Origin of the sequence: Collinsella sp. 1033st1_E11_1033SCRN_220408 (assembly GCF_039062465.1) — a bacterium.
Taxonomy (GTDB): domain Bacteria; phylum Actinomycetota; class Coriobacteriia; order Coriobacteriales; family Atopobiaceae; genus Parolsenella.
This window is the reverse complement of record NZ_JBCLNF010000006.1, coordinates 1-22,867: the sequence shown is the minus strand read 5'-3', so window position 1 is coordinate 22,867 and position 22,867 is coordinate 1. Positions and strand designations below refer to the sequence as shown.

General features: G+C 65.2%; 18 protein-coding genes. 3 read left to right on the top strand and 15 right to left on the bottom strand.

Features of this window, described 5'->3' with window-relative positions:
* Nucleotides 1-114: 114 nt before the first annotated feature.
* From ABCN07_RS05910 to ABCN07_RS05840, 15 genes are all read right to left on the bottom strand, one after another.
* Nucleotides 115-1,206 (bottom strand): FtsQ-type POTRA domain-containing protein, encoded by a 1,092-nt coding sequence (locus ABCN07_RS05910; protein ID WP_343005817.1) that lies wholly within the window; start codon nt 1,204-1,206, stop codon nt 115-117.
* Between the two features lie 106 nt (nt 1,207-1,312).
* A complete protein-coding gene (gene murB, locus ABCN07_RS05905; protein ID WP_343005816.1) occupies nt 1,313-2,233 on the bottom strand; it encodes a UDP-N-acetylmuramate dehydrogenase in 921 nt (306 codons plus the stop codon).
* A gap of 9 nt (nt 2,234-2,242) precedes the next feature.
* Nucleotides 2,243-3,652 carry a UDP-N-acetylmuramate--L-alanine ligase gene (gene murC / locus ABCN07_RS05900; protein WP_343005815.1) on the bottom strand — a complete coding sequence of 470 codons (1,410 nt, stop codon included), beginning with the start codon at nt 3,650-3,652 and terminating at the stop codon, nt 2,243-2,245.
* Nucleotides 3,653-3,926: 274 nt separating this feature from the next.
* Entirely contained in the window at nt 3,927-5,048 is a 1,122-nt protein-coding gene (locus tag ABCN07_RS05895) for a UDP-N-acetylglucosamine--N-acetylmuramyl-(pentapeptide) pyrophosphoryl-undecaprenol N-acetylglucosamine transferase (protein ID WP_343005814.1), read from the bottom strand.
* A gap of 2 nt (nt 5,049-5,050) precedes the next feature.
* On the bottom strand, nt 5,051-6,622 hold the full coding sequence (locus ABCN07_RS05890; RefSeq protein ID WP_343005813.1) for a putative peptidoglycan glycosyltransferase FtsW: 1,572 nt from the start codon (nt 6,620-6,622) through the stop codon (nt 5,051-5,053).
* Nucleotides 6,622-8,028 carry a UDP-N-acetylmuramoyl-L-alanine--D-glutamate ligase gene (gene murD / locus ABCN07_RS05885; protein ID WP_343005812.1) on the bottom strand — a complete coding sequence of 469 codons (1,407 nt, stop codon included), beginning with the start codon at nt 8,026-8,028 and terminating at the stop codon, nt 6,622-6,624. The genes ABCN07_RS05890 and murD overlap by 1 nt, the downstream gene beginning before the upstream one ends.
* A gap of 179 nt (nt 8,029-8,207) precedes the next feature.
* Nucleotides 8,208-9,239 carry a phospho-N-acetylmuramoyl-pentapeptide-transferase gene (gene mraY / locus ABCN07_RS05880; RefSeq protein ID WP_343005811.1) on the bottom strand — a complete coding sequence of 344 codons (1,032 nt, stop codon included), beginning with the start codon at nt 9,237-9,239 and terminating at the stop codon, nt 8,208-8,210.
* Nucleotides 9,240-10,694 (bottom strand): UDP-N-acetylmuramoyl-tripeptide--D-alanyl-D-alanine ligase, encoded by a 1,455-nt coding sequence (murF, locus tag ABCN07_RS05875; protein WP_343005810.1) that lies wholly within the window; start codon nt 10,692-10,694, stop codon nt 9,240-9,242.
* A 25-nt stretch (nt 10,695-10,719) separates the two neighbouring features.
* A complete protein-coding gene (locus tag ABCN07_RS05870; protein WP_343005809.1) occupies nt 10,720-12,345 on the bottom strand; it encodes a penicillin-binding protein 2 in 1,626 nt (541 codons plus the stop codon).
* Between the two features lie 177 nt (nt 12,346-12,522).
* The gene (locus ABCN07_RS05865; protein ID WP_343005808.1) at nt 12,523-13,110 is read right to left on the bottom strand and encodes a hypothetical protein; all 588 of its coding nucleotides are present in this window, start codon (nt 13,108-13,110) and stop codon (nt 12,523-12,525) included.
* 215 nt (nt 13,111-13,325) lie between these two features.
* Nucleotides 13,326-14,315 (bottom strand): 16S rRNA (cytosine(1402)-N(4))-methyltransferase RsmH, encoded by a 990-nt coding sequence (gene rsmH / locus ABCN07_RS05860; protein ID WP_293834995.1) that lies wholly within the window; start codon nt 14,313-14,315, stop codon nt 13,326-13,328.
* A complete protein-coding gene (locus tag ABCN07_RS05855; RefSeq protein WP_293815170.1) occupies nt 14,290-14,736 on the bottom strand; it encodes an MraZ family transcriptional regulator in 447 nt (148 codons plus the stop codon). Before ABCN07_RS05855 ends, rsmH begins: the two co-directional genes overlap by 26 nt.
* Before the next feature lie 837 nt (nt 14,737-15,573).
* Nucleotides 15,574-16,473: a site-specific tyrosine recombinase XerD gene (locus tag ABCN07_RS05850; RefSeq protein ID WP_343005807.1), complete on the bottom strand. Its 900-nt coding sequence runs from the start codon at nt 16,471-16,473 to the stop codon at nt 15,574-15,576.
* A gap of 259 nt (nt 16,474-16,732) precedes the next feature.
* The gene (locus ABCN07_RS05845) at nt 16,733-18,382 is read right to left on the bottom strand and encodes a CTP synthase (RefSeq protein WP_343005806.1); all 1,650 of its coding nucleotides are present in this window, start codon (nt 18,380-18,382) and stop codon (nt 16,733-16,735) included.
* Nucleotides 18,383-18,769: 387 nt separating this feature from the next.
* Entirely contained in the window at nt 18,770-20,242 is a 1,473-nt protein-coding gene (locus tag ABCN07_RS05840; RefSeq protein ID WP_343005805.1) for a DUF1846 domain-containing protein, read from the bottom strand.
* Between the two features lie 117 nt (nt 20,243-20,359).
* Between ABCN07_RS05840 and ABCN07_RS05835 the strand changes: the two genes are divergently transcribed.
* The 3 genes from ABCN07_RS05835 (at nt 20,360) to ABCN07_RS05825 (ending at nt 22,748) form a co-directional block, all read left to right on the top strand.
* Complete coding sequence (locus ABCN07_RS05835) at nt 20,360-21,289, top strand: tRNA threonylcarbamoyladenosine dehydratase (RefSeq protein ID WP_343005804.1); 930 nt, start codon at nt 20,360-20,362, stop codon at nt 21,287-21,289.
* A gap of 5 nt (nt 21,290-21,294) precedes the next feature.
* Nucleotides 21,295-22,050 (top strand): TatD family hydrolase, encoded by a 756-nt coding sequence (locus ABCN07_RS05830; protein WP_343005803.1) that lies wholly within the window; start codon nt 21,295-21,297, stop codon nt 22,048-22,050.
* A gap of 182 nt (nt 22,051-22,232) precedes the next feature.
* On the top strand, nt 22,233-22,748 hold the full coding sequence (locus tag ABCN07_RS05825; protein WP_343005802.1) for a nitroreductase family protein: 516 nt from the start codon (nt 22,233-22,235) through the stop codon (nt 22,746-22,748).
* Nucleotides 22,749-22,867: the final 119 nt, after the last annotated feature.

The following is a 22,867-nucleotide window of genomic DNA, read 5'->3' as shown; positions in this document are numbered from 1 at the left end:
GCTCTACCCGAAAGATAAAGCGCCACATACTGTCATATATGGCGCTCCCCTGTCAACAAATCGTTGGCGTTTTTTCACGCGAACTGCAGATTGGGACCGCCGACGGTAGCGATGTTATTCCTCGTCCGCCCCCGTATCTTCGTACTGGCCAGAGTCTCCGGCGGAGTCACCATCCGAGCCGTCGTCGGCATCCTCGCCGGAATCATCGCTCGAGGAAGAGGTTGTCGCCGGCGTGGACTCGGCCGTGATCTGCGCCACGGTGTTGGCGGCGCCAGAAAGCGTAGTGCCATCCGCGACCTTGCGATAGGTGGGCTTGCTCGGGACGCGAACGTTGACGTAGGTGAGCTGATCGCCATAGTTCGCCATGATCTCGCTCAGGGCCTGGGCCTTTGCGGAGACATCGTTCGCCGCGCCAAGGGAGACCTCGAGGCCGTTCTTGAGAACGACGGAGATGCTTCCGGAACTCGCGGCGTAGAAGACCTGGGCCTCAGAGCTGATGGAATCCGGGAGCTGGCTCTGGTAGGTCAGGACATCGAGGATGGGGTCATCGGTCGAGGGTGCGCCCTGCGCGGGGTTGACCGTGGCCGGCACGTTGGCAATGAGCAGGCAGCCCATCTCCTGCGCACGGGCGAGGGCGAGCTGGACGACGTCCTCCCCGGAAGAGGTGTCGAGTTGCACGGGCTCGATCCAGACGCCGTCGTCACCAAGCGCCCACACGCTCGTACCGCCGCCAATGACGACGAGCGCGGCAACCGAGCGCTCCTCGACGGAGACCCCGAGCGTATCCGGGAACTCGCGCTTGATGATGACGCGCTTGACCCAGGGATTCTTCGAGACCTTCTCCGTGATCTGGGAGGTGTCGACGTTGAGCAGCGTCGTCCCCTCCTCGACGGAGGCGAGCTTGGCGATCTGCGACTCGCTCACGTGCTCCGAAGCCGTGGCGTTGATGCCGGTGATCACGAAGACCGGCAGCTGCGCCAAGACGAGAAGCACGATCAGCGAGACAAGGGCGAGGCCGGCGACGATGCCCGCGCCAATGGCAACCCTACGCACGTTGACGTTGCCGCCCGAGCCCCCATCGCGCCCGCGCAACGCATCGCGAGACGACGGTGAAGGCGTCTTGGGGCGGGAGGCCGGGGTATTGAGCTTGCCGCGACCACCCGCCTTGGAGCCCGCCGGAGCACCGGGGGCGACCCTGGGGGTCACTCGCGCCTTGGGACGCGCGGACGGCAACCCAGAGGCCGGGCGACCCGATCCTGTGCGCGAAGCTATCTTTGAGGAGCCACGCGGCGTGGCGACGCGACCGCGCGCGCTACGACGTGAAGCCGAGGAACTTGACTTCCGGTTGGAGGTCGACACCCGTTGCCTCCCTCACCCTGTCATGCATCGCCCTCATGACGGCCAGGACGTCGGCCGCGGTGGCGGTGCCGTTGTTTACGACGAAGTTGGCGTGCACGTCAGAAACCTGAGCGCCGCCGGAGGAGTATCCCTTGAGGCCGCATGCCTCGACAAGCTGGGCCGCACCCCTGTCTCCGGGAGGATTCCTGAAGACCGAGCCGCAGCAGGGCTTGCCCATGGGCTGCGTCGCACGCCTGCGCGCGAGGAGCTGCTCCATCTGGGCGGTGATCTCAGTGCGGTCGCCAGGGTCGAGGGCGAGCGTCGCCTCGAGGACGATGTCCGCGCCGCCAAGGCTCGTCCAACGATAGCCCCACTCGACGTCAGTGCCCCAGACGCGCATGAGGCCCCTTCCGGGGCGAAAGACCACGAGGCTCTCGATGCGACGGCCAATCCACTCGCGACGCGTGCCCGCATCCATGGAGACGGCGCCGCCAAGCGTACCCGGGATGCCGCAGGCGAACTCCAGGCCCGACATCGACGCCTTCGTCGCCGCGGTCACCACGCGCGAAAGCGGGACGGCAGCACCCGCAACGATCTTATTGTCCTCCGCCAGGACCTCGATGCGAGAGAACTCGCGACCGAGGACGATGACGCAGCCGTCAAAGCCGGCATCCGAGACGAGCAAGTTCGAGCCCTTGCCCATGACGACCCACTCGACGCCCTGGGCGCCAAGGACCTCGATCACGCGAGAGAGAGCCGCGGGCGTGTGGCAGACGGCGAGCATCGCCGCGGGGCCACCGATTCGATACGTCGTGCGGTGCGCGAGGCGCTCGCCGCGAGTGATATCCGCGTCGACGGCACCGGAGAGTGTGAGATATGCGTTAGCCAGACTCAAGCGCAGCCCCTAGGCCTCGTTCTTTGCCTCGATGAACGCCGGACCCACGAGGGTGACGTCACCGGCGCCCATGGTCAGGAGGATGTCGCCGGGACGGACCTCCTCGACGAGGCGCGCCATGAGCTCACGACGGTTGGGGACGTAGTTCACCTCGGCGACGTGGCCGTTCTCCTTGACGGAGTTGGCGACGGTCTTACCGGAGATGCCGGGGATCGGCATCTCGCCCGCGGAGAAGACGTCCATCACGAAGAGGACGTCGGCGTCGTCGAAGGCGCGGCCGAACTGCTCAGCCAGGGCCTTGGTGCGCGTGTAGCGGTGCGGCTGGAAGACGACGACCACGCGGTCATAGTCGAGGCCGGAGGCGGCGGAGAGGGTCGCGGCGACCTCCGTGGGGTGGTGGCCGTAGTCATCGACGACGGTGATGCCGTCCACGTCGCCGACGTGGGTGAAGCGGCGCTTGACGCCGGCGAAGGTGGAGAGGGCGGCAGCGGCCTTCTCGATGTCGAGGCCGAGGACGTCCGCCACGGCGATGGCGGCGGTGGCGTTCAGCATGTTGTGACGGCCGGGGTTGGCCTTGATGACGACCTTGACCTCGGCGCCAGAGGGGGTCTTCACCGTGAGGTGGCTCTCGATGGAGTGGTGCGTCGGCTCGGGGACGCAGACGTAGTCGAACTCTCCGTCGCCCTCGAAGCCATACGTGGCGACCTTGCGGCCGCAGGAGGCGGCGACCCTACGCACGCGCTCGGACTCGCCACAGGCGACGACCCAGCCGTCTTCGCCCACGGAACCCATGAACTGGCCGAAGGTGTTCTCGAGGTTCTCGATCGTGCCGTAGTGGTCGAGGTGGTCCGCCTCGATGTTGGTGACCACGACGACGGTCGGGTCGAAGAAGAGGAACGAGCCATCGGACTCGTCGGCCTCGGCCACGTAGAACTCGGACTTGCCGCTGTGGGCGTTCGTGTCGTAGCCCTCGACGAAACCGCCGATGAGGAACGACGGATCGAGTTCCATGCGGTCAAGCATGGTGGTGACCATGGAGGACGTGGTGGTCTTGCCGTGGGTACCGGAAACCGCGATGGTCTTGTGGCCGAGAGAGAGGGCCGGGAGCATCTTGGCACGCGGCCAGACGTCGATGCCAAGCTCGCGTGCGCGGATGACCTCGGGGTTAGACTCCGGAATGGCCGTCGAGATGACGACGACGTCAGGATTCACGGCGTCGATCGTGGCGGCGTCATGGCCAACGTGGACCTCGATGCCGGCAGCCTCGAGCTCGCGGACGTAGCGAGAGCTCTTGAGGTCGCTGCCGGTGACGTGAATGCCACGCTCGTGGAGGACGAGCGCGATGCCGCTCATGCCGGCACCACCAATGCCGATGATGTGGACGCGCTCGAACGGAAGCTTCTCAGAAGTGGTTGCCATGCGATGGCTCCCCTCTTGTTTGTGGCGGCGATAGCCGCACCTGTCCGCGTGCCAGAAGACACGCGTTGGATTCGCATACAGCTCTTTAGTTTAGCCCAGCCCCACGGTCGCGTGCACAAGCATGCCCGTCTTCATCAGGAACGCCAAAGGCCGAGGCGCCACAGGCCCTCGGCACCTCGGCCTCTGGGCATGCGACGCCTCGGACTTGCGAATAGCAACGACGTAAGCTGGAGCGAGCTCAAGGTGCGTGCCGGCACAACTCTGTCCGCGGGCCCTAGGCGCGCGCGACGGCCTCGAGCTCGTCGGCGAGCTTGACGGCGGCGCGGTCCTGGGCAAGGCCCCGGGCGCGCTCGCGCATGGCGCCGCGCTCCTGCGCATCCGTCACGAGCGTGAGGAGCTTCTCGGCAAACGCCTCGCCGGAGACCTCCTCATCGGTGAAGAGCACCGCGGCGCCCGCGTCGGTGAGGTAGCGGGCGTTTGTGGTCTGGTGGTCCGCCGTGGCGAAGGGATACGGAACGAGCACAGAGGGTACGCCGAGGGCGGCAATCTCCGCGATGGATGAGGCGCCGGCACGCGAGAGCACGAGGTCCGCCGAGGCGAGCACGTCTCCCATGTTGTCGATGTAGGGAAGAAGGCGCCAGCGCCTGGCCTGATCCTCCGTGAGCGCGAGGGCCTCCGCAGCGGCGTCATAGCCACCCTTACCCGTCGACTGCACGACATAGAGTCCGTCGACCGCAAGCAAGCGCTCCTTGAGGGCCGCCATGCCCTCGTTGAGGGTGCGCGCGCCAAGGCTGCCACCAAAGACGAGTAGCAGCGTGGCGTCGGCGGGGATGCCAAGCGCCTCGCGGCCGGCCTCGCGCGAACCCGCAATGACGCTCCTGCGAACGGGGTTGCCCGTGAGCACCACGAGCTCGGGCTTGTCCGCGCGGGCGAAGACCTCGCGCGCGGCGGGCACGGATATGCAGACGCGCTCCGCGTGAGCCGCCATCATCTTGTTGGCAAGCCCCGGAACGGAGTTCTGCTCGTGGAGCAGATAGGGTACGTGAGCGTCCTTGCACCAGCCCAGGAGCGGAACCTCGACGTAGGCGCCAAAGCCGCAGGCAACATCGGGCGCGCCCTGCGCGCGGAAGAGCTTGCCGAGGGCCCTCTTCGCGGACCAGACGCGATAGAGCGACGTAAGCGCGGTCCAGGGGCGAGAGCGGTCGAAGCCCGTGACCTCGACGGGCACGAGCTCGAAGCCCGCGGCAGGCACGAGCGTGCCCTCGAGCTTGGAGGGGCGGCCATAGAAGGTCACTTCGTGGCCGCGGTCGCGAAGCTCCTCCGCGAGCGCAAGCGCCGGATTGATATGGCCAGCCGTACCGCCCGCCGCAATCGCGACCCTGAGCTTGTCTGCCATCGCTATCCCCTTCTCCTTGGTCTGTTTGAACCACCCGAGGCACCGCGGCTGTTGCGGACCCTGGGACCCTTATCGTCCGAACGCAGACGCGAGCGCGCGTCGCCCTGGAGGTTGATCCTCTGGCGGGGGCCAGCAGCCCTGCCCGCCCCTCCCTCGACGACGGTGAAGGCACCGCCCGACGAGGGCCTGCCCTGAAGCGGCGTCGAGGCAGCGCGCGAACCTGCACCGGAGTAGCCGGAACCACGCGAGCTAGGCCTACTCGTGGGAGACGTCGCGTATCCGACGCCCCTCACGTGCGCCTCGCCGACGCCCGTGTCCTCCTCATCCGAGACGACGCCAATCTGCCTACGACGACGGTCGTGCTCCGTCTCGGGAAGGCTCGAATGCCTCGAGACGCCCACGATGGCTCCCGCCAGCGCCAGGCAGCTCATGATCGAGGATCCACCATAGCTCAGGAACGGCAGGGGCTTGCCGGAGAGCGGGAAGAAGCCGAGCACGCCAAAGACGTTCAGGAAGAACTGCGTGAGGAACAGGGTCGTCGCCCCGATGACGATGAGACGGCCCATGAGGTCAGGGGCGGAATCGGCGATCTTCTTGGCCTCATACGCGAGGAGCACGAACAGCGCGACAACAAAGAGCGTGCCCACGAGGCCCAGCTCCTCGCCGATGACGGCGAAGATGAAGTCGTTGTGCGCCTCGGGGAGGTAGGAGTACTTGGCGACGCTCATGCCGAGGCCACGGCCGAAAAGACCGCCGGAGCCAAAGGCCATGAACCCCTGCGTGAGCTGGTAGCCGGAGTCCCATTGGTCCAGCCAGGGGTTGAGCATCGTGAGGACGCGTTGGCGCGAGTAGTCGTCGGAAAGGACGATGACCATCGCCATGACGCACAGGGCGCCAAGGACCTTGACGATCAGGTCGCGCCGAAAGCCCGAGGCATAGGCGAGCGAGACGATCATCAAGACGATGATGCCCGTGGTTCCCTTGTCTGGCTGGACGAGGATGAGCCCGAGCGGTCCGCCGAGGGCGACGCCCGCAGTGATCGCGAACGAGCCATACGACATCGCGCGGCCGCCAAAGAACTCCGAGGCAAGCGTGGCGGCCGCGTACAAGACCGTCACCTTGGCGAACTCCGAGGGCTGGATGCGGAGCGGTCCCACGCTGAGCCAGCGCGTCGCTCCGTTGGCGCCCGATCCGGCGACGAAGACGACGACCAGCATGCCCATCGTCACGACCCAGAGGAACAGCAGCACGGGCCTCGAACAGATACTGTGATAGTCGAAGAATCCCGTGCAGAACGCGAGTATGAGGCCAAGGCCGATGCAGAGCAGCTGACGCTTCAGGTAATACGCAGCGTCACCCTGCTCGGACAGAGCCTCGATCGAGGAGGCCGAGAAGATCATGACGAGTCCGAAGCACGTCAGCGCGACGACTGCCGCGACGAACAAGAGCCTCGGCTTCATGATCGAGGCGGGCACGCCCATGATCTTGCGCTCTATGTTTGAGGCGGACGACTCCTCGCGGCCCGCTCGGGAACCGCGCGCAGAAGCCACGCTGGCGTTGGCGCGTGAAGACACTAGTTGCTCCCCTTGGCGATGCGATCGGCGACGAGAGACTTGAAGGCGCGGCCACGCTCCTCGAAGCCCGAGAACTCATCGAAAGACGAGCACGCGGGCGAGAGAAGCACGGTGTCGCCGGGACGCGCGGCCTCGATGCCGGCATCGAGCGCCTGCTCGAGGTGCTCGGCGCGAACCACAGCCCCGCCGGCGGCCTCGACCGCCTCGGCGATGCGCTCCCCGGCCTCGCCGAAGCACACGGCGACGTGGGCGTGGCGAGCGACGTCTGCGGCCATCTCGGAAAGGTCCGTGCCCTTGTCGTGTCCACCAAGGAGAATGACGACGTGGCCGGGCTCGAAGGCGGTGAGCGCCTTGGAGACCGCATCGGTGTTCGTAGCCTTTGAGTCGTTCACGAAGCGCACGCCGGCAAGCTCGCCGCACGGCTCGATGCGATGCTCGAGCGGACTGAAGGCGAGAAGCCCGGCGCGGACGTCGACGGCGTCAACGCCGCACGCAAGCGCGAGCGCAGAGGCGGCGAGCGCGTTCTCGACGTTGTGCTCACCGGCAATCGAGAGCTCGCCCTTGTTCACGAGCTCGACGTCGCGGCCATCAAGGCGCACGACGAGCATGCCGTCGGTACGCTCCCACGCGGCGTTCGCAGTCGTGGCCTCGGGAGTCTCGCCCGCGGCAAGCAGATGGCAGACGCGCAGGCCACGCGCCTCGCAGCGCGCGGCGATGTCACGACACCAGGAGTCTCCATCGGAGATGACAGCGAGATCGCCGGCATCCATGTTCCGGAAGAGGCGCTCCTTGGCGGCGGCGTAGTTCTCCATGGTCTTATGCCAATAGAGGTGGTCAGGCGTGACGTTGAGCAGCACGCCCACGTGGGGATGTAGCTCGACCGTTCCCGCAAGCTGGAAGCTCGAGAGCTCGGCCACGAGCCACTCGCCGGGAGCGCGCCTGGCGACCTCGCCAATGGCCATCGTTCCGATGTTGCCAACCGCCTCGGCGGCAAGGCCACCCGCGCGAAGGAGGTCACGGGCGAGGGTGGTCGTCGTAGTCTTGCCGTTGGTGCCGGTGATGCCAACCCAACGCTCGGGGCTCTCGCGCCAGGCAAGCTCGGGCTCGCCGATGATCTCCTTGGAGGCGGCCTTACCACTCGCGTAGAAGTCGCTGAACTCGGAGATGCCCGGGGAGGCGATCGCGAGGTCGAAGCCGCCCTCGACGTCCTCGGTGCCGTAGACGACCTTCGCACCCTCATGCTCGAGGGCGAGCGACTCGTCAGACGGGGCGCTCTTGGCGCCGCCCACCACGGTCACGGAACTCACCCTGCCATCATCGCGCTGGGCGAGAAGGTACTCGGCAACGGCCTCTCCCGTCTTGCCAAGGCCAAGGACGCAGACGTCCCCAAGTTTGCCGTCAGTCATGTGAAAGCCCCCTTTGGCTCGTCATTTCAGTGTGTGGCGTGTCCCTGCCCGCTGCCATGGCGTCAGCGCCTCGGCAACTCGCAGGGCCGTGCCATTCGTGCGACCACACCGCACGCACGGCTTGTTGTGCGTCGCGGGCACGAGCAGATGCGAGAAGGCCGCCCGAGGGCGGCCCGTCGTTAGCGAAGCTGGAAGTAGAGCGCGAAGCCCACCGCGGCGAACATGGCGCTCACGATCCAGAAGCGAATGACCACCTTTGTCTCGCTCCAGCCCTTCTTCTCGAAGTGGTGGTGCAGCGGCGCCATCAGGAAGATGCGCTTGCCGGTGGTCTTGAAGCTGATTACCTGAAGCATCACGGAGAGAGCCTCGCAAATAAAGAGGCCGCCCATGACAAGCGAGGTCACCTCAGTCTTCGTGAGGACCGCAAGGGCCGCAAAGCCCGCGCCCAGCGCAAGCGAGCCCGTGTCACCCATGAAGATGGCCGCGGGATAGCAGTTGTGCCAGAGGAATCCCACGCACGCGCCGGCGCTCGCCGCAGCGAACACGGAGAGGTTGATCTCATCGTAGGAGAAGGCGACCATCGACATGGCGAGCATGACGACCATGACGGTGCCGCCCGCAAGGCCATCGAGGCCATCGGTGAGGTTAACGGCGTTGGAGAGGCCCGCAAGCAGCAGGAACACGAAGATCAGATAGAGCCAGGGCACGCTGACGCCGCCGATGCTGAAGCCAAGCACGCCCAGGTCGAGCGTGAAGCCACCCGGGAAGGTAATCGTCGGGGGGACGCCCACCCAGTTGACGGCGAGCAGGCAGAAGGACACAGAGATGACAATGAGGCCGAGCATCTTCTGCGACGGGGTGAGACCAAGCGAGCGCCCGTGACTCACGGACTCGACGTCGTCGAGCAGACCGAGGAGGCCCGTCGCGATCGTGGCGGCGACGCAGAGGATGAGGTCGGGCGTCCAGCGCGCGAAGAGCACGGTCGTGAGGATCATGCCGGCGAGGATGATCACGCCGCCCATCGTGGGCGTGCCCTGCTTCACGAGGTGCGTCTGCGGACCGTCCGCACGAACTTGCTGGCCGATGCCGTCCTTACGCATAAGGCGGATGAACGGCGGCATAAGGAGCGCCGTGATGAGACACGAGACGAAGAAGGACACAAACACCTGGTAGGTCGGGTACTGGGACCCAACGAGAAGATTGGTCAGCACTTACGCCGTCACCGCCTTCACGAATACGTCGAGCATAGCCGCGCGAGACGCCTTGACGAGAACGAGGTCTTCGGGCGCGAGCACGCCCGGCATGACGCTCGTGAGCGCATGGACGTCATCGACGCGAACGATCTTGTCCTCGGAGAAGCCCATGAGCCTCGCGGCGGACTCCATGTGGTCCGCGCGGTCCGTGCCGACGATGACGAGCATGTCGAGCGGCTTCGCGGCGGCATAGGCACCCACGAGCTCGTGGAGGCGCTCCTCCTCGTCACCGAGTTCGCCGATCTCGCCGAGCACGGCGATGCGGCGGCCGCCCTCCTCCACCTTCATGCTGCAGAGGGCGTTCAGGGCCGCGGCGACGGAGTCGGGCGCGGCGTTGTAGGAGTCATCGATGATGCGGCAGCCACATGCGGCACGGACGACCTCCTGGCGCATGTGCGCAGGCGCGAGCGACGAGAGCGCACAGACGGCGGCGTCCGCATCGACGCCCATGTGGCAGGCAACGGAGAGCGCAAGCAGGAAGTCAGGCACGACCTGCGAGCCCGTGAGGGAGAGCGTGACGCGGCGGGTCTCAGCCTCGCCAGCGATCGAGAGGTCAAAGCTCGGGTGCGCCTCGTCATCGAGCGTGACGTTGGCGGCGCCAGCGAAGCAGCCCTCCGCCGTGCCCACGAGCGTGACGGGGATACCTGCCGCATCGGCGAACTCGCGCGCGATGAAGGGCGTGTAGTCGCCGTCCGCGCACATGAACAGGCGCGGCTCGGGAGCGACGGTGCTCGCCGGGGCGACAGCCAGGGGCGCCACGATCTCGCCCTTGGCGCGGGCGATGTTCTCGCGAGAACCAAGCAGGCCGATGTGGCTGGTCCCGACGTTCGTGATCACAGCGACGCGCGGGCGCGCGCACTTTGCGAGGCGATCGATCTCGCCGGGGTGGTTCATGCCCATCTCGACGACGAGGACCTGCGCCGAGGTGGGAGCCTCGAGCAGCGTGATGGGCACGCCAATCAGGTTGTTGAAGTTACCGGCGGTGGCGTGAACCTCGTACTTGGCGCCGAGGGCGGCCGCGAGCATCTCCTTGGTGGTGGTCTTGCCGACAGAGCCCGTCACGCCAACGACGCACCAGTCCTGCCGCGCGCGCCACCACTCGGCAAGACGGAGCATGAACTCCGTGCCGTCGTCATCGGCGACGCGGACGATGGCGCAGCCGGCCTCGAGCGCGGCGTGCTCGACCTCGGGAGAGACCGCGCGCGTAACGGCGACGACGCCGGCACCGGCAGCGATGGCGTTGGCGACGTAGTCGTTTCCGTCAACGTTCTCGCCGGGGAACGCGACGAACAGTCCACGCTCGCCGACGCGTCGGGAGTCGATGGCGACGCCGACGAGGGTCTCCTCGCCCGTGCCGCAGACAAGCGTGGCCCCGGTGGCCGCGCAGACGTCATTCGCAGTGCATTCGATCATGCGATCTCTCCAGTCGGTGGTTACGTTATGCCTTGGGGACGTTCAGGTCGGTCAGGGCCTCATTCATGATAGCGACAAACGACGGGACGGCCGCGGCGCTTCCGTGATACGAAGTGCCGTTGATGCCCACGTAGCACAGGACCGAGGCGTCGTTACCGTTGGCGAAGCCGATGAACGAGCTCATGAAGCGGTTCTCGACATAGCCGCCCTCGCTCGAGGCCTGCTCGCCCGTGCCGGTCTTGCCGACGACATCGTAGCCCGCGATGTTGGCCTTCCTGCCGGTACCGTCATCCTGCACGACGGCGCGCATGTCGCCCACGACGCTCTCGGCGGTTTGCTCGGAGATGACCCGCTCGCCCTCTCCCCAGTCGACCGTCTCGGCGCCCTTCTGGACGAGGAAGTGCGGCGTCATCATCGTGCCGCCGTTGGCGACCGCGCCGACCGCACGTACAAGCTGCACGCTCGGGAAGGCGATGCCCTGGCCGAACGCCGCCGCGCCCGTCGTAGCACCGGTGTACTGGTCACGTGAGGGCACGATGCCGTCCGCCTCGCCGGGGAAGTCGATGCCGGTCTTCTGACCGATGCCGAACTTGGCGAGGCCCGCGCTGAAGTTGTCCGCGCCGATGGCCATGCCCACGAGGGCCGCACCCGTGTTGGAGGAGCGGCGCATGATCTCGGTGGGGGTCATGTCCATGGTGTAGTCGCGGTCGTCCGCGTCGTTGACCTCGTCGTCTCCGACCTTGACCGTGGGCGGGACGGAGAAGGTCGAGTTCTTAGTGATGGTGCCGGTGTCATAGCCGATCGCCATCGTGAGAACCTTCATCGTCGAGCCGGGCTCGTAGGAGTCCGAGACGCTCGAGAGCTTGAGGCCCTCGTTGGTGATGCTCGAAGGATCGGTGAGGTCCGCGAACGGCGTGGAGCAGGCAGCGAGGATTTCGCCCGTCTTCGGGTCTGTCACCATGGCGTTGCCCGACTCGCCCTTCACGTCCTCGACTGCCTGGGCGAGCTGGGTCTCGGCAACCTGCTGGATGTTGATATCGAGGGAGATGATGATGTCCTGGCCGTCCGTCGCCTCATGGATCTGGGAAGCGCCGCCGGCGACCGGTTTGCCATCGCGGCCGCGCTCCATGAGCATCTCGCCGTCCGTGCCCTTGAGGACATCGTCGTACTGGAGCTCGAGGCCCGTGATGCCGTTGCCGTCCGTGTCGACGAAGCCAAGAACCTGACCGCCAACGGCACCGTACGGATAGACGCGCTTCACGTCCGTGAGGGCGTAGACGCCGGTGATGCCATCCTCAGAGAGCCTGGAGAGGAGATCCTCGGCCACATCGGTGTCGATCTTGCGCTGCACATAGGCGAAGGTGGTGTCCTGGGAGAGCGTCGACAGGTAATCATCCGCCGAACCGCCAAGGGCGTTCGCAAGCTCCTGGGCACACGTAGGCTTGTTCGTAACCTCTTTGGGATTGCAGTAGATGGTGCGGCACTCGACGCTCGTGGCGAGGACGTTGCCATTGCGGTCATAGATGGTGCCGCGCTTGGCCGTCAGCGTGACGTTGGTCGTGTGCAGGCTCTGAGCCTTCGCCGAGAGGTTAGGGGCATCGATGACCTGCAGCCACAGGAGTCTCGCCACGACGAGGGCGAATAGCACCATGGCGAGCCTCGGGAGGGGGGTGTTCGAATTCGAGCCCCTACCACCAGAGCGCGCGCGGCGCGCCTCTTCATAAGAAGACGCGGGACGCCCCCTTCGGGCACCCGCGCCTCGATCGTTTCTGTTACCTCTCGTTGTCATGGCTCACCAGTCTACGCGAAACAAACCCTGGCGGGCGCGTTATGCGATGGAGTCCACATCGACTGCATTCGCGCCGGCCGTGGAACCGTCGCCCTGGGTGATGTTGGCCTGTTTGAGCTGGGAGGCGACCTCCTCCGGAGAGGCGGCGGTGCTGGCGCTGGTCTCCTGGGCATCTGCGCTGGCAGAGTTCTCGGCCTCTGCCTCGGCAGCGGCGGCCGCCTCGGCATCGCCGACGGCGAGCTTGACGGAGTCGCCCGCGAGGACCATGCCGTAGCTCTGGGTGGCGATGCGGTCGATGCGCGAGGCGCTCGAGAGGACGGAGCGCTGGACTCGGAGGTCATCCTGGAGGGAGCGGGCCTCCTTGAGCTCGCTTCTCATCGTGGAATTCTGGGAGAGGATGGTCGCAGCGTACGTGAAGACGCCGACGCGCGCGGCAGAGAGCACCATGAAGATCACCGCGACAGCCGCGAGGACCTTGAGGGTGGAGAGAACCTGCCTTGAGACGCCAGCGCGCTCTCGGGCATCGAGGCCAGCGCCTTCGATCGTCTCGAAAGAGCGAGCCCCCTGCGGAGCGAACGCCCCCCTCGAGGCGTCGAGGTCATATGCCTCGGTACCCATGTACGTCATTGCGAATCATCCTTGTGCTGTGAGAGTGGTGACAGGTGCGCCCGCCCCGCTTTCGCGGGGCGGATTGGCACCCTATTCTTCGTTGGTGGTGCGATTAGGCTGCGTTTAAGTGCGTTGTAGTGTGTTCGTGCTTCGGTGGTGCGTCGTTTGTGCGTCGTGCTATGCAAGACGGCCTCGCGGCCGGCGTTGCCTTCTCGGCGCGTATCGGCAGAGCCCTAGAGCTTCACCGCGACGCGCGTCTTGGCGCTGCGGGCGCGGGGATTGCGCTCGAGCTCCTCCTCGCTTGCCACGAGTGGCTTGCGAGTCTTGACGCGAATGATCGGCACGTGTCCGCACACGCACACCGGGAAATCCGGCGGGCAGGTGCAACCCTGGGAGTAGACGCCAAACAGGTGCTTGACGATGCGATCCTCCAGGGAGTGATAGCTGATGACGCAGATGCGGCCACCGGGGTTTGCCCAGCGAATCGCCGCCTCAAGGCCTCGCTCCAGGACTTCAAGCTCGTGGTTCACCTCGAGCCTGAGGGCCTGGAAGGACTTACGGGCGGGATGTCCGCCGTGGCGACGCGCGGCTGCCGGGATGGCGGCCTTGATGGCGTCGACCAGCTCGAAGGTGGTCTCGATGGGAGCTTTCTCCCTGCGACGACACACCTCGCGGGCGATACGGGAGGCGAAACGCTCGTCTCCGTAAACGGAAAGAATCCGGGCGAGGTCGGCTTCGGTGTAGGTGTTTATGACCTCAGCTGCGGTTTGGGTGTGTTTTCCCGGATCCATCCGCATATCGAGGGGCGCATCCTCGTTGTAGGAAAAGCCCCTCTCGGGTAAGTCGAGCTGTGGAGACGAAACGCCAAGATCGAACAGGAAGCAGTCGACTCCAGGGACTTGAGCCTTGACGAGAAGATCGTCGAGATCGCCGAAGTTGCCCTTGAGGAACTGGTGCTGGCCCTCCGGGACCTCGCGCTCGAAACGCGCGGAAGCGGCGGCAAGCGCCATGTCATCCTGGTCGATGCCTAGGGACAGGCCGTTGGGGGCGACACGACGAGCGAGCTCGACCGTGTGGCCGGCACCGCCAAGCGTGCAATCGCAGACGATGTCTCCCGGCTTGGGGTCCAGCTCTCGCAGGACCTCCTCCAGCATCACGGGTACATGCCGATATTCTGCTGTCAACTTCTCCACCTCGCTAGTCCTCGTCGAAGAACATGTCATCGTCATCCTCCATCAGAGCGGCGAGCTGCTCGGCCCACTTCTCCGTGTTGTACACGGCGAAGTGATCCGCGTCGCCGACGACGACAGCGTCCTTGCCAAGTCCAAGCTTCTCCTGCACGGCAGCGGGGACCTTGTTGAGCGGAAGACGCCCGCTCTTGTCAATCTCCACCGTGACGGTGCTGGAGTTGAGCCTCAGGCGACGGAGATTGTCCTTCTTGGAGTTGGCGTTGAAGCCCTCCTTGAAGTGACTCATCACCCATTCCCTGTGGCCCTCCGGGGTGAAGCCCCATAGCGCGTCCTTCACGAGGATGAGGCAGACCTTGTTGCCAGACTCTTCCTTGAACTCATCGCGATACTCGGCTGGAAGCGTAATGCGCCCCTGGGCGTCGACAGAAACGGTCTTCGACCCAGTCAGGTACATATTCAGCTCCCCTCCGGCTTCGCGACCGGCGTCCCGGTCTGAGTCATCCGCGTGCGTTTGCGCTAGCCAGAATATTACCGCCTGAGCACGCCTGGGCAAGCCTAAATCTGACTATTTCCCCCTAAACGGCACTACGAATGACTTATCGACATTCGTTCGAGGAACGCCATCACCACGGATAGTGGCGAACGTCCGTTTGCATACAGGAACTTGGGGCGCACGGATTTGCAATCGCTAGGCGGGCGCAAGTGCGCAGGGCAAACGTTTGACGAAGCTGTGAAGGTGCAGGTAAACGAGGTGTCTTTGACAATGCTTGTCAAGTGGCGACCGGACGAGCGGCATCCGTACACCGGCAGAAGGTATCGCACGGACATCAAAATGCATGCTATTGGCTCAAACTCGAACACAGGGACGCTGCGGTTTGGAGACTTCGAGACCACAACGGAGAAGAGACACTTTCATACGCCAAGTGCCCTTTCGCGTCCCTCCTCCGACAGCCCTTCCGTGCCCCCGGCAGCCCTTCCGCGCCTCTCCCAGCCGCTTTCCGCGTCCCGGCTTCCCTTCCGCGCCCCCGCCGTCAAAAGATGCGCCAAGTAGGGGGCCATTCCGGAATCCGACGAGTAGACAAGCGAAACGTCTCCTCGCCAACTGGGGTTTTGTCGCGAGAATAAGGCGTCTACTCGATCATCCGAGGATTAGGCCCCTACTTAGCGACCTTTTTGTGCGGCGCTAGGCCAACTCGGCCGAAAAGTATGGACCTGATTCTCGATTCGCCAAGTAGACATGCGGTCCCACCGCCCAGCGGTTACCGCCAGACGGATGAAAACCGCCCCGCCCCTACGCGTTGGCTCGGGGGTGAGCTCCCAGATAGACCTCGCGGATGTGGCTGCGGTCAAGGTGCGTGTAAAGCTGAGTGGTCGAGATGTCGGCATGGCCGAGGAGTTCCTGGACGATGCGCAGATCCGCCCCTCCCTCGAGCATGTGGGTGGCAAAGCTGTGACGAAGCGTATGCGGATGCAGTCCCTCGATGCCCACGACGCCGCCGGCCCTCGCCACAAGCGAGTGCACGCTCTGGCGCGAGAGTCGACGACCTCGGTTGTTGAGAAACACGGCAGGCGTCGACACGCGGGGGTTCACGAGCTGCGGGCGCCAGTTCTCGAGATAGTCGCCAAGAACCTCCGCAGCCGTACCCACGATGGGCACGATACGCTCCTTGTCGCCCTTACCCACGACGCGCAGAACCTGCTCGTCGAGAAGGACGCGGCGCAGGTCAAGGCCGCAAAGCTCAGAGACGCGCAAGCCGCAGCCGTAGAGGACCTCGACGATCGCATGGTCGCGCTGCCCCGCCGGGGTCTCCGGGAAGGGCTGGTCGAGAAGGGAAGCGGCCTGGTCACGGCTGATAACATCAGGCAGGCGGTCAGGCTTCTTGGGAAGCGGCAGATCAGCGGCGGGGTGAGCCACGGTTATACGCTCGGACACCATGAAACGGTGAAAGCCCTTGATAGCTGACACCGCGCGCTCGACGCTCGAGATGGCAAGGCCGCTCTCGCGCAGGTGCTGAATGTGGGCCTCGATGCGTTCGCGGGTGATCTGGTCAGGCAGGGTAACGCCCGCGCGCTTGAGACCGGCGATGTAGTTGCGCAGGTCTCGACCATAGGCCAAGACGGTGTTGCGTGAGCAGCCGCGCTCGACCGAGACGTAGTTGAGGTACTCCCTGAGAGCTCGAGACAGATCCAACGTCGCTCACCCTTCAAACCAAATCGGACACGCCCGAAAGAACAACGGCCGCCCCACGCAAAAAAACGTGAGGCGACCAAGATGGTAACAAGTAAACGAGGTGTTATGTCAGCTTACCAGCCCAGCGCGTCAAATCGCCAGACGACAGGCACATCGCGACGGTGTAGACAAAGGCCTGATGACGTCAGACGGCGACCCGCTCTCCGCCGGCGCGCAGAGGCCACGGGCGTCAGGAAACCAGACACCACCAGACGCTCCCCTACTCCCCCGCGTTGACTTCGTGGCGGTCGATGCCCTCGTGCTTGGCGATTGCCGCGCGAACGAACTCGCGGAACAGCGGCTGAGGACGAGTCGGACGGCTCTTGAACTCCGGGTGGAACTGGGCGGCCACGAACCACGGGTGCACGTCCTCGGGAAGCTCGACCATCTCGACGAGGCGGTCGTCCGGAGAGACGCCGGAGAAGGTGAGACCGGCCTCGCGAAGCTTGTCGCGGTACGAGTTGTTGACCTCGAAGCGGTGACGGTGACGCTCGTAGATGAGCTCCTCGCCATACGCCTCTCGGGCAAGCGAGCCCTCGGCAACCTTGCACGGATAGGCACCCAGGCGCATGGTGCCACCCTTGGACGTGACATCCTGCTGATCAGGCATGATGTCAATCACGGGATACTCGCAGTCGGGGAGGAACTCGGTCGAGCTAGCGCCCGGCATACCGGCGACGTTGCGCGCGTACTCGCAAACAGCCACCTGCATACCCAGGCAAATGCCGAGGAACGGGACCTTCTTGGTGCGAGCGCGATGCGCCGCCAGGATCTTGCCCTCGAGGCCACGGATGCCAAAGCCGCCCGGCACCAGGATGCCGTCGGCGTCGCCGAGGACCTCCTCGACGTCATCCTCGCCGAGGTTCTCGCCATCAATGAGGTCGATCTTGACGTGGCGGCCATAGTAGACGCCGGAGTGGTGGAGCGCCTCGATGACGGAGAGGTAGGCATCGGGCAGCTGCGTGTACTTGCCCACCACGGCGATGCGCGTCGTGTCGGCCTTCGCGTTCGCCTCGTGCATGCGCGTCGTGAAGCCGTACCACTCGCTCATGTCGCACGTCCTGGGATCGAGGCCGAGCCTCTCGCAGACCTTCACGTCAAAGCCCTGGTCAGCGAGGTGCTTCGGCACGTCGTAGATGGAGGGGCAATCGGAGTTCTCGAAGACGCAATCCGCCTCGACGTCGCAGAAACTCGCAATCTTGGCACGGATGGACTCGTCGACCTCGTGGTCGGAGCGGCACATGATGAAGTCAGGCTGGATGCCCATGGAGCGAAGCTCACGGACAGAGTGCTGTGTCGGCTTCGTCTTAACCTCGTGAGCGGCGGCGATGTAAGGCACGAGGCTCACATGGATGAGGCAGCAGTCAGCAGCGCCCTTCTCCTTGCGGAACTGGCGGATGGCCTCGACGAACGCCTGGCCCTCGATGTCGCCGATGGTGCCACCGAGCTCGGTGATCACAACATCGGCGCCACTCTGCTCCTCGACGCGACGGAAGCGCTCCTTGATGGCATTGGTCACGTGCGGGATGACCTGAACGGTACCGCCGAGGAAGTCGCCGCGCCTCTCGCGGGCGATGAGGCTCTGGTAAATGGCACCGGTAGTGAAGTTGGAGTTGCGCGTTAGGTTCTCATCGATGAAACGCTCATAGTGGCCGAGGTCGAGGTCAGACTCGTAGCCGTCCTCGGTGACAAAGACCTCACCGTGCTGGAAGGGGCTCATCGTGCCCGGATCGACGTTGAGGTAGGGATCCGCCTTCTGCATCATGACCTTGTAGCCACGAGCCTTAAGCAGGCGACCGAGCGAGGCGGCAGTGATGCCCTTGCCCAGCGAAGAGACAACGCCTCCGGTCACAAAGATGTGCTTTGTCATTCGATGATCCTCCCGTAAAAAGTGCCGACAAACACGTATCTACGGGCTTTCATCCTAGCACCGGAAATATACCTAAATATCGACGAACTTCACGTTAATAGAGATGCAACATGTCGCCACGAATTACAAGCGCACCCCATGCAACTATCGGCACCTTTAAACGGGGATCAGAACGCACGGTGCCAGCACACGCCGCACGGCACGCGCAACGCAAAAGGCGGCGCCGGCACGATAACCGACGCCGCCCGAATCACACGGCATTCAAAAAGCGAGGCAGCGCCCGGCAAGGCTCCGTCGGCAACCTAACGCGACGCCAGCTCCCGCCAGCACAACGCTCGCCAGAAGTCAGAGCGCCGCGCCCGGCCGCCAGACGCCGCGCCCGGCCCGCTAGATGCCGGAGCGCTCGTACTTGGGCTCGCAGCAGACATTAAGGCCCAGACGACGGAGGAACTGCTCGTCCTCCGTCGAGATGATGACGGAGAAGAAGGCGTCGCAGCCACGCAGCTCGTCGAGCGCGCCGAGGACCTTCTCGGCGACCTCGCTCGTCGCAGACGTGATGGAAAGAGCCATCAGCGTTTCGTCCGGGTGCAGACGCGGGTTCTTCGAGCCGAGGTAGTGCGTCTTGAGACGGCTGATGGGCTCGATCGCGGAATCGGAAATGACCTCGAGCTCGAGATCGACGCCGGCGATCGCCTTGAGGGCGTTCATAAGCAGAGAGCTCGCGCAGCCCAGGCGCGTGGAAGTCTTGCCCGTGATGACCGAGGCGTCCGGCATGACCATCGCACCCGCGGGGCCGCCCGTGACACGCTCACGCGTGAGGGCGGCAGAGCGCGCCGGCGAGTAGTTCTTGTCGACGCCCGCCTTCTTCATGATGCGCTCGAGTCGCTCGACCTGGTCAGCGCCGGCACCGGTGCGCTTGAGCTGAACGGCGGCCTGGAAATAGCGGCGCACGATCTCCATGCGGCTCGCGTCGCGGCAGGCGTCATCGTCAGTGATGGCAAAGCCCACCATGTTGACACCCATGTCCGTCGGGCTCTGGTAGGGGCTCTCGCCCAGGATCCTCTCCATCAAGGCGCGCACCACGGGGAAGGCGTCGACGTCGCGGTTGTAGTTGACCGTCATCTCGCCGTAGGCCTCGAGATGGAAGGGGTCGATGATGTTGGCGTCGTCGAGGTCAGCCGTGGCAGCCTCGTAGGCGATGTTCACGGGGTGCGTGAGCGGCAGGTTCCACACGGGGAACGTCTCGAACTTCGCATAGCCGGCTTCGATGCCGCGCTTGTGCTCGTGATAGATCTGCGAGAGGCAGGTCGCGAGCTTGCCAGAGCCCGGGCCGGGCGCCGTCACCACGACGAGCGGGCGCGAGGTCTCGACGAACTCGTTCCTGCCATAGCCCTCGTCGGAGACGATGAGGTCGACGTTGTGGGGATAGCCGTCGATGGGATAGTGCAGCTTGCAGGTGATGCCGAGGGAATCGAGACGACGACGGAAGGCATCGGCGGCAGGCTGGCCGGCATACTGCGTGATGACCACGCCCGCGACGGAAAAGCCCTGGCCGCGGAACAGGTCAACGAGGCGCAGCGCGTCCTCGTCATAGGTGATGCCGAGGTCTCCCCTCGCCTTGTTCTTCTCGATGTGATTGGCGTTGATCGCGATGATGACCTCGGCCTCAGACGAGAGGCTCTTGAGCATGCGGAACTTGGAATCGGGCTCGAAGCCGGGAAGCACGCGGCTCGCGTGGTAGTCGTCGAACAGCTTGCCGCCAAACTCGAGGTAGAGCTTGCCGCCAAACTGGTTGATGCGCTCGCGAATGCGCGAAGCCTGTAGTTCGATGTACTTGTCGTTATCAAAGCCCTGACGCATGCGCATCCCTTCTCGTAACCACCACCCGAGCGCGGGCGAGGCGGACGTCCCGCTCGTCCACATGCTACCGTGGCATCATGTCCCAGGACTATGACTTTAACCGACTGGAGGCCCTACGTGAGCGAGACCCACAATGAGCAGATGACGGGACACGCCACCACCAAAAGCAGTGCGGACGCCGACATCACGACGAGGCTTCGTCCCATCTACACCCAAACCGGGCTCGACGCCCTCGCCGGCTCGCGCGTGCTCGTATTCGGGCTCGGCGGAGTGGGCTCTAGCTGCGTGGAAGCGCTCGCACGCTCAACCGTGGGCGAGCTTTACCTCGTGGACCGCGACATCGTCGACCGCAGCAACCTCAACCGACAGGCCCTTGCCTTCGAGGGCACGATCGGCCGAGACAAGACGGCCGTCATGCGCGAGATGGTGGCCCAGATCAACCCCCAGTGCCACGTGGAGACGCTCAAGACCTTCATCGACAGGGACAACGTGTCGGAGGTGCTCGCCTGGGCAGGCGCCGAGGTGGACGAGGAAGGCCGCGTGGTTGGTCGTGGACGCATCGACTATGTGGTTGACGCCATCGACACGATGACGCAAAAGCTCGTGCTCGCGAAGCTGTGCTGGGACGCCAACATTCCGCTGATCAGCAGCATGGGTGCCGCGAACAGGCTCAATCCTGAGTTGCTCGAGATCTGCGACATCAGGAAGACCCATGGCTGCCGCATGTCCCGCACGATTCGCAAAGAGTGTGGCAGGCGCGGCATCCCCCACCTCGAGGTCCTCTACTCCTCCGAAGGCCCGGTGCGCCCGAGCGTCGTGGCCGGCTCCTCGCATGGCGGCCTCTCCAACCTGGGAACGGCAAGCTACATGCCCCCGATCATGGGGCAGATGGTGGCGGGTCGCGTCATACGGGCGCTAATCGGCTACGAGCCGTGGCGCTGGGACAAGGAGAGTGGCGCCGGCGTCATCGCCCGCGAAACCAAGACCGTGTCCGCGACTGACGCAGCCGCCACGATAGCCGGCGGCATCGTCTCTGAGACGGAGTAGGCGCAATGGCGGCCGATATCTTCGACATGCACTGCCACCTCGGCTTTTATGAGAACCCCGGCGAAGCGGCCACAGAGCTGTCGCGCCTGGGCGTAAGCGGCGTTTGCGCCACCGTGACGCCTGACGAGTACGCCATGCTTTCAAATAAACACCAGGTAACAGACGCGTTCCGTCTAGGCGTGGGCCTCCATCCCTGGTGGCTCGCGGACGGCCGCTGCACCGAGGCGGACATACGGCAAGCCGCCGAAATCGCCGCCGAGTGCACCCACGTCGCCGAGATAGGCCTCGACTTCTCCCACGGAAGGGACGCTTGCGCGCGCACGCAGGTCGAAGCGCTCGACATCCTGCTCGACGCTTGCGCCGGCTCCCGCCATGTGCTCTCGCTTCACGCCGTCGCATCTGCGACCACCTTGCTCGACGCACTCGAGCGGCACAAGACGCACGAGACGAGCACGCCGATTCTTCATTGGTTCTCGGGCTCTGGCGACGAGCTGGTCCGCGCGCGCCAGATGGGCTGCTTCTTCTCCGTCAACGAGTTCATGCTCGCAACGCGCCGTGGCCGCGCCTACGCGCGCCAGATTCCGACAGGCCAGCTACTCCTCGAGACCGACCTTCCCGCCGAGCCGGGACATCCCCTCGTCGTCTCGCCAGCCGAGCACGCGCGGCGGCTGCGCGCCACACTCGACACCCTCTGCGAGCTGCGGGGCGAGGACGTCCGCGACGCCATCGCCCGCACCAGCCGCGAGCTGCTCGCGCCGTAGCCCGCACCGCCCGCTGAGCCCGCGTCGCCCGTCGCGCCGAGACGAGCCGCACGCGGCACGCGCCACGGGCGCGCGTCGCAGCCTCGAGGGCGCGCCAAACGCAAGCGCCCAAGATTGGGTAGCATCGAGCCAAGAACGAATAGGCGCCCGAGCGGCGCCGCACGCCAGAGAAGGGACCCGCCATGCAAGACTTCCTTACGCTCGCCCACGAGCGCTACTCCTGTCGCAAGCTCTCTGACGCCCCGGTCGAGGCCGAGAAGATCAACGCCCTGCTAGAGGCCGCCATCTGCGCTCCCACCGCATGCAACAAGCAACCCTGGCACGCCTGGGTCATCGAGAGCCCAGAGGCCATCGAGCGCCTCGGCGGCTGCACGCGCTTCGTGTTCGGCGCGCACACGGCCATCGCCATCGGCGCCAAGGCAGAGGACGGCTGGGTCCGCAAGTCTGACGGCCGCGCGTTCGCCGACGTCGACGCAGCCATCGTTGCTACGCACGTCATGCTCGTGGCACAGGACCTGGGCCTCGGCACCACGTGGGTGGGCGCCTTCGACACGAACGCCTTCGCCGAGGCCTTCCCGGAGACGGCCGACTATGACATGGTCGCCCTCTTCCCCATCGGCTACCCCGCCGATGACGCAGAGCCCGGCCCGCTCCACCCCACGCGCAAGGACGCCTCCGAACTCGTCAGTCGCATCTAGCCCGCTCGGCGGCGCCCGGCCCGCCCGCTCGGCGGCACCTGCCTAGCTGTTATGTGCCATGACGTTGTTTACACCGAGTATGCGTGACATCGGAGGCAGGCCCCCGCACGCGCTGTGCG

Bases quoted from the DNA above. Each gene is read 5' to 3' on its own strand.
- ABCN07_RS05895 (WP_343005814.1), bottom strand. From the start codon at position 5,048: ATGGCAGACAAGCTCAGGGTCGCGATTGCGGCGGGCGGTACGGCTGGC.
- ABCN07_RS05830 (WP_343005803.1), top strand. From the start codon at position 21,295: ATGGCGGCCGATATCTTCGACATGCACTGCCACCTCGGCTTTTATGAG.
- rsmH (WP_293834995.1), bottom strand. From the start codon at position 14,315: ATGACATGTTCTTCGACGAGGACTAGCGAGGTGGAGAAGTTGACAGCA.
- murF (WP_343005810.1), bottom strand. From the start codon at position 10,694: ATGATCGAATGCACTGCGAATGACGTCTGCGCGGCCACCGGGGCCACG.
- ABCN07_RS05855 (WP_293815170.1), bottom strand. From the start codon at position 14,736: ATGTACCTGACTGGGTCGAAGACCGTTTCTGTCGACGCCCAGGGGCGC.
- murD (WP_343005812.1), bottom strand. From the start codon at position 8,028: ATGACTGACGGCAAACTTGGGGACGTCTGCGTCCTTGGCCTTGGCAAG.
- ABCN07_RS05845 (WP_343005806.1), bottom strand. From the start codon at position 18,382: ATGACAAAGCACATCTTTGTGACCGGAGGCGTTGTCTCTTCGCTGGGC.
- ABCN07_RS05840 (WP_343005805.1), bottom strand. From the start codon at position 20,242: ATGCGTCAGGGCTTTGATAACGACAAGTACATCGAACTACAGGCTTCG.
- ABCN07_RS05825 (WP_343005802.1), top strand. From the start codon at position 22,233: ATGCAAGACTTCCTTACGCTCGCCCACGAGCGCTACTCCTGTCGCAAG.
- ABCN07_RS05870 (WP_343005809.1), bottom strand. From the start codon at position 12,345: ATGGTGCTATTCGCCCTCGTCGTGGCGAGACTCCTGTGGCTGCAGGTC.
- ABCN07_RS05865 (WP_343005808.1), bottom strand. From the start codon at position 13,110: ATGACGTACATGGGTACCGAGGCATATGACCTCGACGCCTCGAGGGGG.
- murC (WP_343005815.1), bottom strand. From the start codon at position 3,652: ATGGCAACCACTTCTGAGAAGCTTCCGTTCGAGCGCGTCCACATCATC.